Origin of the sequence: Deefgea piscis, assembly GCF_013284055.1 — a bacterium.
Lineage (GTDB): Bacteria > Pseudomonadota > Gammaproteobacteria > Burkholderiales > Chitinibacteraceae > Deefgea > Deefgea piscis.
The window spans coordinates 26229-43004 of sequence record NZ_CP054143.1; the positions used below are offsets into that span (position 1 = coordinate 26229).

Below are 16776 nucleotides of genomic sequence, written 5' to 3' on the forward strand. Positions count from 1 at the left end.
CACTAAATATCATCGCCGCCGCTGCAGCGGGCGATTTTCCCTCTCTCTAGGAGCGCTCCAAATGAGCAAATCGATTATTCATTCCGAGCAAGCCCCCGCCGCTGTTGGCACGTATTCGCAAGCGGTAAAAGTAGGCAACACCGTGTATTTATCCGGCCAAATTGGGCTTGATCCAGCGTCAGGCGTCTTGCTCGATGGCTTTGAAGCGCAAGCGCATCGTGTATTTCAAAATCTACGCGCGGTTTGCCAAGCGGCCGGCGGCGATTTATCCGATATCGTCAAATTGGGCGTTTTTGTGGTGGATTTGGCCAACTTTGCCCAGCTCAATACCATTATGAGCGAATACTTTAGCGCACCTTTTCCAGCGCGCGCGGCAGTTCAAGCCGCTGCGCTACCCAAAGGCGCATTGGTTGAAGCCGATGCCGTTATGGTTTTAAGCAACTAAAACTCAAGCTATCAAGATGCCATTCCAAAACCCAACCGACGCCCAAATTAAAGCCTTGCTGCACATGACGCGCACCATTGCCGTCGTTGGGCTGTCGGACAAGCCGCAGCGCGCCAGCTATATCGTTAGCCAGCGGCTGCAAACTTGGGGTTTTGACATTATTCCGATCACCGCCAAGCCTCAGGCGCAGATTTTAGGCGCGGTGGTGTATCGACAACTCAGTGACGTCACCACGCCCATCGATTGTGTGGATGTGTTTGTGCGCAGCGAAATCGTCGGCGACGTCGTAGATCAAGCGATTGCCTTGGGCATCAAGCTGATCTGGTTGCAAAAAGGGATTGTGGATGAAGCCGCCGCCTTACGCGCCCAAGCGGCGGGGCTGTGCATCGTGATGGATCGCTGTTTAATGACCGAATATCAGCGTTTATTTCCTGAAAGAATGCTTTAAAATAAGCGGCGCAACGCTTTTTAAAGCCATGCCGCCGCGGCCAGCCGCCGATTTCGCCGCATTTTTCATTATTCTATTTCAACAAGCTTGCACTGACAGGCAGGCTCAGCGTAGCCTTAGCACACCTTAAAATATCGCCAAAATCATGAAACTCAACTTCAGCAAAATGCACGGCCTCGGGAATGACTTTATGGTGATCGACGGCGTGCGCCAAACCGTGGCACTCAGTCACCAACAAATTGCGCAGCTTGGTCATCGGCAATTTGGCATTGGTTTTGATCAATTGCTGCTGGTTGAAGCCAGCACTACGCCGGGCATCGATTTTCGCTATCGCATTTTTAATTGCGATGGCTCCGAAGTCGAGCAATGCGGCAATGGTTCACGCTGCTTTGCGCGCTTTGTGGTTGAGCAAGGCTTAACCGACAAAACCGAAATCGCTGTGGAAACCGCCAAAGGCGTGATCTACCCGCGCCTTGAGCTCGATGGCAATGTCACCGTCAATATGGGCACGCCACGCTTTGCCCCCGAAGACATCCCGTTTATCGCCCCCAATGAAGCGATGATTGATCCTTTGATTGTCGATGGTCAGGTTTACGATATCTCCGTGGTGTCGATGGGCAATCCGCATGCGGTGCAAGTGGTGGAATCGGTCGATACCGCACCAGTGGCGCTGCATGGCGCTTTGATTGAAAACCACCCGCGCTTTCCACAAAAAGTGAATGCCGGCTTTATGCAGATTTTAAGCCGCAATGAAATTCGCCTACGGGTGTTTGAGCGCGCGGCGGGCGAAACGCTGGCTTGCGGCACTGGCGCCTGCGCCGCTGTCGTTGCCGGCATACGCCGTGGTTTACTCGACGCCACGGTGATTGTGCATACCCGAGGTGGCGATTTAACCATTAGCTGGGCGGGCGATACGCATCCCGTCCTGATGACCGGTCCGGCTGTGACCGTCTTTGCCGGCACGATTGAGGTTTAACCTAAGGATATTGATATGCAAGCCAATGAAGTCGTACAGTGGTTACAACAAAACCCCGCTTTTTTTGACGAATTTGCCGACGCTTTAGCCGAAATCTATGTCCCGCACCATCATCGCGGTCAGGCCGTTTCATTGGCTGAGCGACAATTACTCACATTGCGCGATAAAAATCGCTTACTCGAAGCGCGCCTAGGTGAATTGCTGCAATTTGGTATCGAAAACGACCATATCTCGGACATGCTGCACCAGCTCACGGTCGATTTAATGAAAGCCGAAGACTTGCCGAGCATTATCGGCACTTTGGAATACCACCTCAAAGCCCGCTTTGCGGTGCCACATTTGGCGCTGCGCTTATGGCTGCCCAATATTGAATCCAATCTGCTGGAATTTACCCCCGTCGAGGACAGCATTCATAAACTGGTCGACAATCTAAACTGCCCGTATTGCGGGCCGTATGTGACCGATGATGTATTAAATTGGTTTGCGCTGGAAACGGGCGATCTGAAATCTTTTGCCCAATGCGCGCTGCGCACTGGCGAGTTGCCGTTTGGGATTTTGGTGTTGGCCAGCCCTGATTCTGAGCGCTTTTATCCGGAAATGGGCACGCTGTACTTACAACGTTTAGCCGAATTGGTTTCCGCCGTGATTCGCCGCGTGGTTCCGGCACAAGCCATACTGAACCATAGCGACACGGTAATCGCCGCCGAAGTCGAGGCCGAACTGACTTGAAACCGATTCGCCGCCCGACGAACATAGCGCAGCAACACCCCGAAACGGCATCGCATTTCGCGCATTTTTTTCGCTATTTACACGGCGAAAAAGCCGCCAGCGCCCATACGCACCAAGCCTACCAGCATGATTTACAGCTATTGGCCGATAGTGTTGGCGCGCGCGATTTAGCGTCGCTCAGCCCGTTAGAGGTGCGCGGGTTTGTGCGGCAATTGGCCAGTCGCGGTTTGTCGGGGCGATCTATTGCGCGCACCTTATCGGCGTGGCGCGCTTTTTATCGGCTGATGTGCCGCGACTTTCATTGGTCGAGTAATCCAGTTGAAGGCGTCAAAGCCCCCAAGCATCGCCCAGCTTTGCCGTCGGCAATGAATGTCGATGATGTGGTGGGGTTTTTAGAGCACATGCCCGATGAAGACCAACTGGCCTCACGCGACAAAGCTATTTTTGAACTCGCGTATTCATCGGGTTTACGAGTGAGTGAGCTGGTGTCACTCAAGCTGATTGAGCTCGATCTATTGCATGGCATGGCCACGGTGACCGGTAAAGGCAATAAAACGCGGCTGGTGCCAATCGGTAAAATGGCCGTAGAAGCGATTCGCCGCTGGCTATTGATTCGCACGCAATTGGCTCACCCCAACTCACAAACCGTTTTTGTTAGCAATAAAGGCACACCGCTCACCCCACGCGCGGTGCAATTGCGGCTACGGCAGTGGCAAGAAAAACTCGGTCTGACTGAACCACTCTACCCGCACAAACTCCGCCACAGCTGCGCCAGCCATTTATTGCAATCGTCGAGTGACTTACGCGCCGTACAAGAATTACTCGGCCACGCCAGCATCGCCACCACGCAGGTTTACACGCATTTAGACTTCCAGCATTTAGCCGAAAGCTACGACAAAGCGCACCCGAGAGCCAAGATGGCGGACAAAGATACTGAGGGTATCTAGCTCCAAGCTAAAAAAATCTTAGCCTACATCGATATACATTGATTATTTAGGCAATACTCAGATTACGTGTTGATGGTTTTAAGTGCCTGCGGCAGATTGTTTTACAGTCGCAGTCCGCGACAGAGACCCGAGCGCGCTCAGCATCAAGACCAAATCTAAATTTTGCCATTATTTTGACTGTTTTCAAATTTGTTGATCGCTTAGATCACCAGTGCTTGAGTAGATCGACTGCAGCGCCTTCCCCCTTGATGGGGGAAGGTTGGGATGGGGGTGTTGAATTAAAATGCACTTCGTTGTATCACCCTCCACACGTAATCTAAACATCGCCCCAGTCAGGCACTGGTATATTCAAATAAGTCATACCCCATCTGCTGCTCGATCAATTTCGCGCTGCGAATTTTAATGCTGACGCCTTCTGCGGTGAGCAGCATAAATTCACGCAGCGGGGTATAGCTACCCTTAATCGCAATAATGCGCTGCGCTTGCTGCAACACCGCAATGGCAGGCAGCAAAATCGCCACTTGATTGACGGCGCCACTTTGCATTGGCCGCATCAACACCGGTTGCGCCTTAGCGCTCATCACTTGCAAGCCCATTTCGGTCGCCCCGTCATGGCGTTGTTGCAACCAGCGAATCGACGCCACCATCCAGCTCTGGCCGCAATTGGCACGAATCGCCACCACTTCACCGGGTTTAGCCAACTCGGTCGGCAAATCGCGCGCCAAGATGGCATATCCGCCGGGGCTTTCATTCACCACTTGCCACGGCATCACGCGGCGCTCTAAATCACCAATCGCCGCTAATTGCTCGGCAACGTCGGCCGTGTTATCCGCGCTCAGCGGCAAACCATCATTCAATTGCTGTACGGTGGCCTGAAACCCCAGCGCCACTTCGACCAAACTTTGCGCAGGAATCCGTTGATACAGCCGTTGCGGCGAAATACTCCATTGCCGAATCACCCGCCGCAGGATTTCTAACCACATTTGTACTTTTTGCCTATCATTGGCCAGCGGTACTTTGGCCTCAACATTCATTTCGGCTTTATGCAGTTTTTTGGCCAGCTCAATGGTATCAATCAAAATCGACTGACCGGGCAATTGCTCAAGCGAGCGATTGCCAACAAAATGCGGCGGCTGATCCAGCTCTAACTCGACCAAGAAAAACCCGGCACTAGAATTTAATTTACTCACTGGCTGAAAGTGCGCATACATCGCATAGCCGTCGATGATTTCAATGATTTTATCCAGCTCAGCGCCAGAAAATCGCTGCGGATCGGCCAAGGCCAGCAATAAGATTTGCTTATATAAAGTGGCAAGCGGTCGGGCCGATTTTTCTTTGGGATTGTCGGTTTTGCGCTCATCTAAAAAGCGATTTTCCGCCGCATAACGAAATACCTGATGAATCTCGGCCCACATGCCGCTGGGCATCGGTTGAAACAGCCGGCTGCATACTTGGTAAACCCGCCAAAAGCTATACATTACCGCTTGCAGTAGCACCGGCAGCATTTTGGACGAAGTGAAAAAAGTGAATTTTTTTTCCACTTTATCCATTAACGCCAGCTTCCAACCCAAAGCAATTTCACACCATAAATTCAACGCCAGCTGCGCCGCTTGCCGTGCGGACTCTTTCATTGGCAAGCCGGGTGAAGCATAGGCCGACTCAAAAGCGCCGGTCAGCATGTCCAGAGAGTTTTGATATTCTTGCAGTAATTTAACCCGCTCTTCGGGCTCTAACTTAATGCGATTTAATGTCGACAAAGCATCGAGCAGCATTCGTCCAGCTTCTTGCACATTGCCAACCGGCAAAGCAATCAGCCATTGCCGCAGCTGCTGCGGATTAGTTTCCACAGAGCGCGCCAATTTAGGATCAAAATCAGGTAAAGTCAGAAATAACGGCATAAACAGTAAGCTCGGTGATTAGCAGCAGCGCGCCAAGGCTTTGAGCGTGCCTGCTAGCAGAAATTGAGCGTCTTCTGCCGTCATAATATACGGCGGCATAAAATAAACCGTATGACCAATCGGTCGCAATAACAAGCCTTCTTTTAAGGCTTCAGTAAAGAAAAGCGTGGCAAATTGCGCCGGAGCGTCAGCAATTTCGAAAGCCCAAATCATGCCACAATTTCGCCAATGCCGAACACGTGGATGCGCGGCCAGTGGTGCAAAAATGCGATTAAACTCGGCGGCCTTACGCTGATTTTGCGCAATCACGTCTTGATCGCGAAAAATCGCCAACGTCGCCAACGCGGCAGCGCAAGCCAATGGATTACCGGTATATGAATGCGAGTGCAAAAAAGCTCTGGCTGTTTCATCAGCATAAAAGGCAGTATAGACCGCATCACTACATAAAACAGCAGCTAGCGGTAAATACCCCCCAGTAATGCCTTTAGAAAGGCAAATCAAATCGGGCTTGATTTGCGCTTGCTCGCAGGCAAACATCGTACCGGTACGGCCAAAGCCAACGGCGATTTCATCGGCAATCAATAACACCTGATACTGATCACACAGCGCACGTGCTTGTTGTAAATAGATCGGATCGTACATCGCCATGCCCGCTGCGCCTTGAATCAAAGGCTCAACAATCAAGGCGGCAATCTCGTGATGATGCGCGGCCAATACCCGGGCCAAGTCTTCAATCGCCCACAACGCCACATCGCGCGCAGTTTGCCCGGGCTGGGCTTGCCGAGCATCGGGGCTTTGCACGGCAAAATTGTCACGCACCAAGGGCGAGTAAGCTTGACGGAAAATCGGCACATCGGTCACCGATAACGCACCAATCGTTTCGCCGTGGTAGCTGTCTTGCAAATACACAAAGCGGTTTTTGGCGGGCAGTCCTAAGTTACGCCAATAATGCGCCGCCATTTTGAGGGCGATTTCGGTGGCCGACGCGCCATCCGAGCCGTAAAAAGCATGGCCCAAACCGGTCAACGCCGCCAATTGCTCAGACAACGCCACCACCGGCTCATGGGTAAAACCCGCCAGCATCACGTGCTCGAGCTGATCCATTTGCTGCGTAATCGCCGCTTTAATTTGCGGTTGATTATGACCAAATAAATTCACCCACCAACTCGATACCGCATCCAGATAACGCGTGCCATCGGCGTCATACAGCCAAACGCCATCGCCACGGGCAATGGGAATCAGCGGCAAACTTTCATGGCGTTTCATTTGGGTACAGGGATGCCAAACCGCCGCCAAACTGCGATTGAGTAACGCTTGATTGGCGTGAGGTGCAAGTGCTTGCTCAGTCATAACAAAACCTAAAATTTCAATTCCAGTATTTTAACAGTATCACCCCTGCCCCGCCTTAAACGCTGTTGACCTAGCCCCAGCGCACCAAGACGATTTGCTTAGTGGCGCAAGTCAACTCAAAGCATGACTCAACGCCTTGTCGGGCCATGTCTTAAGCCTCAACCCGCACTTACGGTTTGCAAAACCCGAGTATCAACAACTTTTAAATAGTGTAATTATTCATCCCCCACGCGTGGCCAGAATGATTGACGCCACAGCGCGGCGAACTTTAGACTGAGGCACTCCTCTGTTTCACTCTGGCCTTTCTGATGAAAATTCTCGACTTACGCAGCGATACCGTCACCCACCCTACTGCTGCCATGCGTACTGCCATGGCCGAGGCCATTGTCGGTGACGACGTGTATGGCGACGACCCAACGGTGATTGCACTGGAAACGGCAGCGGCCGAGCGCCTCGGCAAAGAAGCGGCCTTATTTGTCCCGACCGGTACTTTTGGCAATCAATTGGCCATTTTGAGTTACTGCCAACCGGGCGATGAAGTCATTGTTGGCGACGATAGTCATATTGTTTGGCATGAAGTTGGCGGTGCCGCCTTGATTAGTGGCGTGCAGCTCAGAACCATCGACAGTGATTTAGGGACGATGAATGCCGAAAAAATCCGCAAAAAAATCCGCCATGGCGTGGATATTCACGAGCCTAAAACCGCGTTAATTTGCGTCGAAAATGCCCATTCCAATGGCCGGGTGATTGCGCTAGAGACCATGCAGCAAATTTGGCAAGTGGCACAAGCCGAAGGCGTGCCGGTGCATTTAGATGGCGCGCGGGTATTTAATGCCGCCAGCGCTTTACAAGTGGATGTCAAAGCCATCACCCAGTATTGCGATAGCGTGATGTGCTGCCTAAGCAAAGGCTTGGCTGCGCCAGTCGGCTCGATTTTGGCTGGCAGCCATGCGCTGATTGCCAAAGCGCGTAAAAAACGCAAATTGCTCGGCGGTGGCATGCGCCAAGTTGGTGTATTGGCCGCGCCCGGTTTATTGGCACTCAATGAAATGACTGCGCGTTTGGCGGACGATCATCGCCACGCCAAATTATTAGCCGCGCAATTGGCCAAAATTGACGGCATTGTCATCGATCTGGATTCGGTGCAAATCAATATGGTGTGGTTTAACTTTAGCCGCGAGATTGATGTCGATAAGCTAATGCAAAGCTTGGCCAATGCCAATATTAAAGCCAATCCACCGGAGCACGGCGCCATGCGTTTGGTAACGCACTGGCAAATTGAAGAAGCCGATCTCGCTCGCGTCAGCCAAGCAATTGAGGCGGGTATTGCTCGCTAAGTCATATTAAAAAAAGATTAGATCAAGATACCCAATGGTCTGGGTCTTTTTTTGGATTTAGTGTTGATATTTTTAATTGCACGCGTTTGAATAGATCGACTCTAGCCCCTTCCCCCTTGATGGGGGAAGGCTGGGATGGGGGTGTTGAGCTTAAAAAAATGCACTTCGTTGTATCACCCTCACCCTAACCCTCTCCCATCAAGGGAGAGGGAATGCCGCGATACTCTGACCACAATCAGCACTAAATCTGCACATTGACTCGTCTGTTGACGTTTGATAGCCATAAAAATGGCGCGAATCACTTCGCGCCATTTTTTTACATCTCGCAGCACTCGGCCAACTAGGCGCCATGCGCCTCATTCACAATATCAATCAATTGCTGCTCACTGATCTCACCCACGATTTTTTTAATCAACCGCCCTTTCGGGTCGAGTAAAAACGACGTTGGGGTTAATTGCACCTCACCAAAAGCACGCGCAATCTCGCCACTTTGGTCGTACACCATTTCAAAAGGCAGCGGCATTTTGGCTAAATAATTTTCAATATACGTTGGGTTGTCATAACTCATCGCCACCGCGATGGTGATCAATTTGTCTTTACCCAGTTTATTTTGCGCGGCCACCAATCCGGGCATCTCGGCGATACAGCCGGTGCAGCTGGTGGCCCAAAAATTAACCAGCACCACCTTGCCTTGATAATCGGCAATTTGAATCGGCTTGCCGGCCATGGTGGTCATGGTTTGCTTGAGCGGCATTTTTTCTGCGGCGCTAAAAGCATTAAACACTAACGCTGCCGCACCGATCAGTGCCGCAGAGAGCGCAATTTTGAAACCCAGTTTCATTCACAGCATCCTTAATTTGACCAAAGTACCGAGCATTTGGCATTTCAACTGAAAAACAATGCGCCATTTTGAATGGAAAACGCCTTAACGTATAGCATGCTTTGCATTGATTTTTTTACGGCCCAGCCCCATCCCCCCAATCGCGCGCTGCTCAGCGTGACGCAATAAAAAAAACAGTGCCAGCTCTTGAAAAAGCTGCGCCTCGCCCCTACCATTTAGCACTCAGGCAAGTAGAGTGCTAAACACCTGCTTGTACAAACAAATTTATACCTCTAACGACTGTTCAATACTCAGGAGTTTTAAACCCATGAAAATTCGTCCATTGCACGACCGTGTGGTCATCAAACGTGTTGAAGCTGAAGCTAAAACTGCATCAGGCATTTTGCTCGCTGGTAGCGCCGCTGAAAAACCAGACATGGGTGAAGTGGTTGCTGTTGGTGCTGGCAAAGTATTGGAAAACGGTAGCGTTCAAGCGCTGACAGTTAAAGTTGGCGACAAAGTATTGCTCGGTAAATACGCACAAAGCGTAAAAATTGACGGCGAAGAACTCATCGTTGTTCGCGAAGAAGAAATCTTCGCGATTGTTGAATAAGACATAAGTAATTCCGAAAATTCGGCGGATTACGCGCAGGCAAAGCCAGCGCTCATCCACCCTACATAATGATTGGAGAATAAAAAATGGCTGCAAAAGAAGTAATGTTTGGCGATAGCGCTCGCGCAAAAATGGTTGCTGGTGTGAATGTATTGGCCAATGCCGTTAAAGTGACTTTGGGCCCTAAAGGCCGTAACGTGGTGCTTGAGCGTTCATACGGCGCACCAACGATCACCAAAGACGGTGTTTCTGTTGCCAAAGAAATCGAATTGAAAGACAAATTCGAAAACATGGGCGCACAAATGGTGAAAGAAGTGGCTTCTAAAACTTCTGACATCGCCGGTGACGGCACCACGACTGCAACAGTATTGGCGCAAGCCATCGTGCAAGAAGGCATGAAATACGTTGCTGCTGGCATGAACCCAATGGATTTGAAGCGCGGTATCGACAAAGCCGTGATCACTTTGGTGGCTGAACTCAAAAACATCTCTAAACCATGCACCACGAGCAAAGAAATCGCCCAAGTTGGCTCGATCTCGGCGAACTCTGACGAAATCATCGGCGAAAAAATCGCTGCTGCAATGGAAAAAGTGGGTAAAGAAGGCGTGATCACCGTTGAAGACGGCTCAGGCTTGGAAGATGAATTGGACGTGGTTGAAGGTATGCAGTTTGATCGTGGCTACTTGAGCCCGTACTTCATCAACAACCCAGAAAAACAAATCGCTTTGCTCGACAACCCATTCGTGCTGTTGTTCGACAAAAAAATCAGCAACATCCGTGACTTGCTACCGATCTTGGAAGGCGTAGCTAAAGCTGGCCGTCCATTGCTTATCGTTGCTGAAGACGTGGATGGCGAAGCACTGGCTACCTTGGTGGTCAATAACATCCGTGGCATCTTGAAAACTGTTGCTGTTAAAGCCCCTGGCTTTGGTGACCGTCGTAAAGCCATGTTAGAAGATATCGCGATCTTGACTGGCGGTACTGTGATTGCTGAAGAAGTTGGCTTGACGCTAGAAAAAGCTGAATTGTCGATGCTCGGCCAAGCTAAACGCATCGAAGTGGGTAAAGAAAACACCACCATCATCGATGGCGCAGGCCAAGAAGAAGCGATCAAAGCGCGTGTTGCGACGATTCGTCAACAAGTTGAAGCTTCAACCAGCGACTACGATCGTGAAAAACTGCAAGAACGCGTAGCCAAATTGGCTGGCGGTGTTGCGGTGATCAAGGTTGGTGCTGCCACTGAAATGGAAATGAAAGAGAAGAAAGCCCGCGTAGAAGATGCATTGCATGCAACTCGCGCTGCGGTTGAAGAAGGCATCGTGGCTGGCGGTGGCGTGGCATTGCTCCGCGCACGCTCAACCATCACTGAATTGAAAGGCTCAAACGCTGATCAAGATGCTGGTATCAAAATCGTGCTACGTGCCATCGAAGCGCCATTGCGCCAAATCGTACAAAACGCCGGCGACGAGCCTAGCGTTGTCGTTGCCAAAGTATTGGAAGGCAAAGGTAACTTCGGTTACAACGCAGCCACTGGCGAATACGGCGACATGGTTGAAATGGGTGTACTCGATCCAGCTAAAGTAACGCGCTCAGCCTTGCAACACGCAGCTTCTGTGGCTGGTTTGTTGTTGACGACTGATTGCATGATTGCTGAATTGCCAAAAGACGACGCTCCAAGCATGCCAGATATGGGCGGCATGGGTGGTATGGGCGGCATGGGTATGTAATACCCATCTTGCCTTGGCAAGAAAAGATAAAACCGGCGTTTTGAACGCCGGTTTTTTTTATGCCCAACAATTGCTGTCATCAAAGCAAATAAAAACTTACCTTGAAAATAGGCCCTTCATCAGCCAAATTGAGAGCAGCGTAAAACTCAATAACAAAGGCTGAGTTGTGAAAACTCTCATTTACCTCAGTTTTTTAATCCTATGCACCGCGACTACGAGTGCCGAAGAAAATCAGCCTGAGCTCAATCTTGATAACAAAGACATCAACGCTGCTGACATCTTCAGTATAAGTGGGTTTTATTCCCTAGGGATTAACCACAACGACAGCCAAACTAGCTATATACGCGACCTATCGCAATCAAGAACCAATCATGGCCAAACCTCAGCAACCACCGATAGTCGTGTCGGCGTACAGCTACTTGCCGATTTTACCCCGCAATGGAGTGCCGCCTTACAAGTCACAGCACGCGAAGGGGTTGACTATGCCAATGGCGACGCCGTCGACTGGGCATTTTTGCGTTATCGACCGAATGAAAATTGGAGCATCCGTGCCGGACGACTCAGCGTGGATATGTTTATGTTGTCCGATTTTCGCAACGTGGGTTACACCTACCCTTGGGTGCGACCAGTGCAAGATTTTTATGGCTTAATCCCGTTTTTTCAATACAACGGCGCCGATATTCAATATCGTCAGCAATTGGGCGATGGTGAAATCAAACTCAAAGGGAATATGGGTCGAATTAGCACCACCCTGCGCAGTGGTGTGGGTGACTTTCGGGTTCACGGCGATCAATTAGCCAGCGCCTCACTTGAATGGAGCGATGAGCACTTTCATTTACGCTCTTCAATCGGGCAAATGAATTTACAAGGCAAGGTGCCTGGTAGCGATTTGCTGTCGAATGGACTCGCTCAACTCAGCCCATTTTGGCCCAGTGCGAATCAAATTCAGCAAGATTTAAAAATAAATGGTCGCCTCAAGTTTTTATTACTGGGGGCTAGTTATGACAATGGCCCTTGGTGGCTGCAAGGCGAATGGGGGCGTGTGCATTCAGAAACGGCTATTTATGGCCATATGGAAGGAGCATATATTAGCGCGGCCTATCGTATTGACGCTTTTCAACCCTATATCACGCTCAGCCAAGCCAAATCGAAAAACGCCCCTTATCGTGCGCCATTACCGAAAGGCCCTTTACCCCCCCCATTGGCGGCGGCAAGCCAAGCTTTAGCTGCAGGTGCTAACCAATTTTTAGGCAGTTTATATACTGATCAACAAACCTACTCCATTGGTATTCGCTGGGATTTTCATCCCAGAATGGCGCTCAAATTTCAATACGATCGTATTCACGCGGCCGATGGCGGCAAAGGCTTATGGGATAATGGCAATGCTCAGGCAGGGCCATTAAAAGCCAATATCTTTAGCCTTTCATTTGACGGTTTATTTTAGGCCGACATGATGAAAAATAGCCTACTCATCACACTCATGGCCCTGTGTATAAATTCAGCCAACGCCGAACTTTGGGTGATTACCAATCAGCAAAGTAACGTTTCCACTTTAACCCCACAACAAGTCAGTGACGTCTATTTAGGCCGACTACTAGGCAACAACACGCCATTACAGCCCATTGAAATCAATTCCGATGAATTGCGGCGCCGGTTTTACTTTGCGCTCACTGGCAAACCTTTAGTTAAAATTGATGCATATTGGGCTAGACTGCAATTTGCCGGTCAACAAAAACCGCCACGGCGGCTTGCGGATCAAACTTCAGTCATTAAAAGCATTAGCCTCAATCAAGATCAAATCGGATTTATCGAGGCCAATAGCTTACCCAGCAATAGTGGGGTAAAAGTTGTTCTTAAACTGGAATAAGAATAAATATGGCTTTTCGACAAACCATTCATTACAAACTTTCAGTGACTATCGCTCTGTGCGCGATTTTAGTGGCTTCAATTTCTTCTTTTATTGTGTATCAACTCAATTACGCCAGCGAAATTAAGCACAGTTATTCCGACATCAAAAACCTAATGGCGGCAGTTGAAAAAACAGCGGCAGTTGCCGCTTTTAGCGGCAATCAACAAATCGCCACTGATGTGGTCAATAGTTTGATTCTCAACCCCTTGATTCGGCACGCTACAATCAATGGCCACAATCGCTTACTAATTAGCGCCGGAAAAAAATCCACCGATGTTGAATTAAAACTACCGCTCTATGAGCCCTTAGATGAGCGCAGTATTGCTGGATATATCACCTTAGAAATCAACACCTCAGAAATGAATATCCGTGCCAAAACGCGATCCATCGAGACGGCAATTTCCTTATTTATCCTGTCTTTATTAATTGGTTTAGTGGTTTATATTGTCGTATTTTTTAAGCTCAGCCGCCCTCTTACCCAATTATCCAGTCGATTACAAACCATCAAGCCCGCCACCAATGATCGACTGCCTAAATTAAACGACAAAGCATATGATGAGTTAATTCAATTAACGCATCATATTAACTACCTGCTCAATATGGTGAGCGACGTCATTCATGCCGAACGTGAACTGCGCTTACAAATTAGCAAACTTGAACAGCAATTTAGGGGGATTTTTGAAAGTGCCAATGTGGGTATTGGTTTACTCGATGAGTCGGGCCGCCTTATCTTATCCAACCCAGCTTTTGCCAAACTGCTTGGAGAAAACATCCATGCTCAGGCCCAAATCAGCGGACAATGGATCGATCGATTATTTGCCCAGCCCTATCGACTATGGGGGCAAATTTACGCCAGCCTTGAGCGTAACCAAGCCACAACGAACGATCTACAAACCTGCAACGATTGGCTGCACGTGATTATCTCTGCCAGTTATAACGACGAACAAATCCCCTATTATCAATGCTTGATTTATGACATTAGCGACCGAAAAAAACGCGAAGAACAAATGCGGCGCAGCGCCGACTATGACCACCTCACCGGCTTACATAATCGCCACTCCAGCGAAAAAATCTTAGCGCACTTACTCAGCAACACCATTGCCAGTAAAAATCAGTTGGCGATTTTTATGATTGATTTAGACCGTTTTAAATACATCAATGACACGTATGGGCATGAAGCCGGTGACAAAGTACTGCAAGAAAGCGCCAGCCGTATGAAACAGCACTTTACCCGTGAAGAAGACTTAATTGCCCGTTTAGGTGGCGATGAATTTATGATCGTGGCTTATTTTGAAGACACGGCGCAACTCACCATCATGGTGCAAGCGCTGATTGACAGCATCAATCGGCCGATTGAAATCAGCAATAATTGCTTTGATCGAGTTGGCGCCAGCATTGGCATCGCATTAGCGCCCCAGCATGGTAGCAACAGTAATACGTTGATCAACAAAGCCGATCAAGCCATGTATCAAGTGAAGCGCTCTGGCCGTAATGGTTTTTGTATTTACGGCACCCCACACCGTTTAACCCCACAACTTCCCTCACAGCACATCAATCCTTCCTTAGACCATTAGTCTTCGCCTGTCATTCAAAACCAAGGCCGCACCTAGCCCAATGTATTTTGTGACGATTGCCGCTTAAACCGTTAAAATGCAGGGTTTGTTTCGCCATAAATATCATGGCATGCTCGCTCAATGGAATACGCTGTGAACCCGCAATTGCTTGATTTACTCAATGGGCAAGAATCAGACTACCCGCATCATTTGGCACAACTACACCCGCATTTACACGACTTGATTGCAGCAGCATCGGGTAGCGATGAGTTTGAAGAATATTTGCGCTCTTTACTCATCGATCAACGCGGCAATCGCCAAGGTTTTTCAGCCGTGGTGATCTCGGAAATCTTTCGCTTAATTCAAGCCTGCGAGCAAAAAAAACAAGGGTTTAGCGACTCAGCCGCGCCAGACGTGTGGGAGCATGTCAAACAAGCCCGTGATCACTTAAACGCCTGCGGCGTAGCCTTTAATTTAGAGAGCTTTTTTGCGGCGGCTGAGCGCGGCGAGACGTTAAAGCTAGTGCTGTTTTTAAAAGCCGGCATGAAAATCGACGCGCGAGATCACCATCAAAAGACACCATTAATTTGGGCCTCATCGTTTGGTCACCTGCCCTGTGTTGGCCTGCTACTGGCCAATCAAGCCCAAACCGATCTTGCCGATAGCGGCGGCTATACCGCAATTCACTGGGCGGCCGCCAATGGCCACGCTGAAGTCATTCGCCTTTTACTCGAGCATGGCGCCAACGCCGACCTCAGTAGCCACGCAGGAAAAACCCCACTCATTCAAGCTGCGGCACGTGGACAACGCGATGCTTTAATGCGGTTAATGGAAGCTGGCGTTGCGCTAAATACTCAAGATGCCGAAGGAAACACGGCATTGCATAAGGCCATCACACAAGGGTATGTGCACGTATCTCAGGCGCTCATTCACCATCATGCAGATACCCACCTATTGAATCGAGAGCAATGCAGTGCTTTTGATTTAGCGACGCGACACCCCAATCTGGCAATCCGGCAGTTGGTTAAACAACAGCCGATCTCGGCTTAGACTCAAATACAGTTCACTTAACGACAACCCTTGAAAACCTGACGCAGAGGTGCAGAGACGCGGAGGAAATTCAGGGTTTTTCGATTGATTTTCTCTGTACCTTTGCGTCAAAAGCGATACCAGTAATGAAATAGAGGAAAAAAATGCCGCTCACTTGGCTTAAGTGAACGGCATTACGGCTTAGACTCTCTATTTACGTTTAGCCCGCGTCTGCTTTACGAAGCGCAGCCATCGCATGACGATGTGGCGCGTTTCATGCCTTGTTTCAAGCAAAAAATCGCACCGATTTGATGGCAAAAACAATGTTAAATGTCTAAAACACGACTTATTTTTTCAATAAGCGCACTGCACGGCGCGCTTTTGCTTGTTCCCAGCGCGTCATCGCTTCGTCATCACTCGGGGTTAACGGCTCGATCGCCAGCGATTGGCCTTCGGCATTCATAGCCACCATCGTAAAATAGCAACTATTGGTATGGCGCTCAGTCTGCTCGCAAATGTTTTCTGCCACCACCCGAATGCCAATTTCCATCGAAGTGCGACCGGTGTAGTTCACACTGGCTAAAAAATGCACTAACTCGCCGACATAAATCGGCTGCTTAAAAATCACCTGATCCACCGACAAAGTCACCGCATACGCGCCAGCGTAGCGACTTGCACACACATAAGCGACTTGATCGAGCTGCTTTAATAAAGCGCCACCGTGCACCTTGCCAGAAAAATTAGCCATATCAGGCGTCATGAGCACCGTCATGCTGATTTGATGCTTTGGACCATCATGCATAATCAAAACCTCAAGGTATATACAGCTAGCTTAACATCTAAAATCTAGCCCACGATATACCCCATAAAACCACGGCGTAAAATCATTAACAAAAAGCAACACCCTATGGCCTGCAGGCGCATGACGCGTTACACCAAATAAAAACGGCGCGCTGTTGCGATTGCAAAAGCTGCGCCGTTTTTAAAGTCGATCT

16 protein-coding genes are annotated in these 16776 nt (G+C 49.5%); 12 read left to right on the plus strand and 4 right to left on the minus strand.

Features of this window, described 5'->3' with window-relative positions; genetic code table 11:
* Window positions 1-61: 61 nt before the first annotated feature.
* The 5 genes from HQN60_RS00210 (at window position 62) to HQN60_RS00230 (ending at window position 3545) form a co-directional block, all read left to right on the plus strand.
* Complete coding sequence (locus tag HQN60_RS00210; protein WP_173531798.1) at window positions 62-445, plus strand: Rid family detoxifying hydrolase; 384 nt, start codon at window positions 62-64, stop codon at window positions 443-445.
* 16 nt (window positions 446-461) lie between these two features.
* Complete coding sequence (locus HQN60_RS00215; protein ID WP_173531799.1) at window positions 462-893, plus strand: CoA-binding protein; 432 nt, start codon at window positions 462-464, stop codon at window positions 891-893.
* A gap of 145 nt (window positions 894-1038) precedes the next feature.
* Window positions 1039-1869 carry a diaminopimelate epimerase gene (dapF, locus tag HQN60_RS00220; protein ID WP_173531800.1) on the plus strand — a complete coding sequence of 277 codons (831 nt, stop codon included), beginning with the start codon at window positions 1039-1041 and terminating at the stop codon, window positions 1867-1869.
* A gap of 15 nt (window positions 1870-1884) precedes the next feature.
* Window positions 1885-2598 (plus strand): DUF484 family protein, encoded by a 714-nt coding sequence (locus HQN60_RS00225; protein WP_173531801.1) that lies wholly within the window; start codon window positions 1885-1887, stop codon window positions 2596-2598.
* Entirely contained in the window at window positions 2595-3545 is a 951-nt protein-coding gene (locus tag HQN60_RS00230) for a tyrosine recombinase XerC (protein ID WP_217390182.1), read from the plus strand. The genes HQN60_RS00225 and HQN60_RS00230 overlap by 4 nt, the downstream gene beginning before the upstream one ends.
* Window positions 3546-3877: 332 nt before the next feature.
* Here the strand turns inward: HQN60_RS00230 and HQN60_RS00235 are convergent, their stop codons facing one another.
* Together HQN60_RS00235 and bioA are read right to left on the minus strand one after the other, a co-directional pair.
* Window positions 3878-5443, minus strand: a complete 1566-nt coding sequence (locus HQN60_RS00235) for a cyclic-di-GMP receptor FimW-related protein (protein WP_173531802.1) — start codon at window positions 5441-5443, stop codon at window positions 3878-3880.
* An 18-nt stretch (window positions 5444-5461) separates the two neighbouring features.
* Window positions 5462-6793 (minus strand): adenosylmethionine--8-amino-7-oxononanoate transaminase, encoded by a 1332-nt coding sequence (gene bioA / locus HQN60_RS00240; protein WP_173531803.1) that lies wholly within the window; start codon window positions 6791-6793, stop codon window positions 5462-5464.
* A gap of 308 nt (window positions 6794-7101) precedes the next feature.
* Here bioA and ltaE point away from each other — a divergent pair, with 308 nt between their 5' ends.
* Window positions 7102-8130, plus strand: a complete 1029-nt coding sequence (gene ltaE, locus HQN60_RS00245; RefSeq protein ID WP_173531804.1) for a low-specificity L-threonine aldolase — start codon at window positions 7102-7104, stop codon at window positions 8128-8130.
* A gap of 340 nt (window positions 8131-8470) precedes the next feature.
* On the opposite strand, the gene HQN60_RS00250 is transcribed toward ltaE, so the two are convergent.
* Window positions 8471-8971, minus strand: coding sequence for a TlpA disulfide reductase family protein (locus tag HQN60_RS00250; RefSeq protein ID WP_173531805.1), 501 nt, complete (start codon window positions 8969-8971; stop codon window positions 8471-8473).
* A gap of 307 nt (window positions 8972-9278) precedes the next feature.
* Here HQN60_RS00250 and HQN60_RS00255 point away from each other — a divergent pair, with 307 nt between their 5' ends.
* From HQN60_RS00255 to HQN60_RS00280, 6 genes are all read left to right on the plus strand, one after another.
* Window positions 9279-9563 carry a co-chaperone GroES gene (locus HQN60_RS00255; RefSeq protein WP_173531806.1) on the plus strand — a complete coding sequence of 95 codons (285 nt, stop codon included), beginning with the start codon at window positions 9279-9281 and terminating at the stop codon, window positions 9561-9563.
* An 86-nt stretch (window positions 9564-9649) separates the two neighbouring features.
* Window positions 9650-11290 (plus strand): chaperonin GroEL, encoded by a 1641-nt coding sequence (gene groL / locus HQN60_RS00260; RefSeq protein ID WP_173531807.1) that lies wholly within the window; start codon window positions 9650-9652, stop codon window positions 11288-11290.
* A gap of 166 nt (window positions 11291-11456) precedes the next feature.
* Window positions 11457-12734, plus strand: coding sequence for a porin (locus HQN60_RS00265; RefSeq protein ID WP_173531808.1), 1278 nt, complete (start codon window positions 11457-11459; stop codon window positions 12732-12734).
* Window positions 12735-12740: 6 nt separating this feature from the next.
* On the plus strand, window positions 12741-13157 hold the full coding sequence (locus tag HQN60_RS00270) for a hypothetical protein (protein ID WP_173531809.1): 417 nt from the start codon (window positions 12741-12743) through the stop codon (window positions 13155-13157).
* A gap of 8 nt (window positions 13158-13165) precedes the next feature.
* On the plus strand, window positions 13166-14773 hold the full coding sequence (locus HQN60_RS00275) for a sensor domain-containing diguanylate cyclase (protein WP_173531810.1): 1608 nt from the start codon (window positions 13166-13168) through the stop codon (window positions 14771-14773).
* A gap of 120 nt (window positions 14774-14893) precedes the next feature.
* The gene (locus HQN60_RS00280) at window positions 14894-15802 is read left to right on the plus strand and encodes an ankyrin repeat domain-containing protein (RefSeq protein WP_173531811.1); all 909 of its coding nucleotides are present in this window, start codon (window positions 14894-14896) and stop codon (window positions 15800-15802) included.
* A gap of 325 nt (window positions 15803-16127) precedes the next feature.
* Here the strand turns inward: HQN60_RS00280 and HQN60_RS00285 are convergent, their stop codons facing one another.
* A complete protein-coding gene (locus HQN60_RS00285) occupies window positions 16128-16583 on the minus strand; it encodes an acyl-CoA thioesterase (protein WP_173531812.1) in 456 nt (151 codons plus the stop codon).
* Window positions 16584-16776: the final 193 nt, after the last annotated feature.

Bases quoted from the DNA above. Each gene is read 5' to 3' on its own strand.
- ltaE (WP_173531804.1), top strand. From the start codon at position 7,102: ATGAAAATTCTCGACTTACGCAGCGATACCGTCACCCACCCTACTGCT.
- HQN60_RS00235 (WP_173531802.1), bottom strand. From the start codon at position 5,443: ATGCCGTTATTTCTGACTTTACCTGATTTTGATCCTAAATTGGCGCGC.
- HQN60_RS00270 (WP_173531809.1), top strand. From the start codon at position 12,741: ATGATGAAAAATAGCCTACTCATCACACTCATGGCCCTGTGTATAAAT.
- bioA (WP_173531803.1), bottom strand. From the start codon at position 6,793: ATGACTGAGCAAGCACTTGCACCTCACGCCAATCAAGCGTTACTCAAT.
- HQN60_RS00215 (WP_173531799.1), top strand. From the start codon at position 462: ATGCCATTCCAAAACCCAACCGACGCCCAAATTAAAGCCTTGCTGCAC.
- HQN60_RS00210 (WP_173531798.1), top strand. From the start codon at position 62: ATGAGCAAATCGATTATTCATTCCGAGCAAGCCCCCGCCGCTGTTGGC.
- groL (WP_173531807.1), top strand. From the start codon at position 9,650: ATGGCTGCAAAAGAAGTAATGTTTGGCGATAGCGCTCGCGCAAAAATG.
- HQN60_RS00280 (WP_173531811.1), top strand. From the start codon at position 14,894: ATGGAATACGCTGTGAACCCGCAATTGCTTGATTTACTCAATGGGCAA.
- HQN60_RS00225 (WP_173531801.1), top strand. From the start codon at position 1,885: ATGCAAGCCAATGAAGTCGTACAGTGGTTACAACAAAACCCCGCTTTT.
- dapF (WP_173531800.1), top strand. From the start codon at position 1,039: ATGAAACTCAACTTCAGCAAAATGCACGGCCTCGGGAATGACTTTATG.
- HQN60_RS00255 (WP_173531806.1), top strand. From the start codon at position 9,279: ATGAAAATTCGTCCATTGCACGACCGTGTGGTCATCAAACGTGTTGAA.
- HQN60_RS00250 (WP_173531805.1), bottom strand. From the start codon at position 8,971: ATGAAACTGGGTTTCAAAATTGCGCTCTCTGCGGCACTGATCGGTGCG.
- HQN60_RS00275 (WP_173531810.1), top strand. From the start codon at position 13,166: ATGGCTTTTCGACAAACCATTCATTACAAACTTTCAGTGACTATCGCT.
- HQN60_RS00285 (WP_173531812.1), bottom strand. From the start codon at position 16,583: ATGCATGATGGTCCAAAGCATCAAATCAGCATGACGGTGCTCATGACG.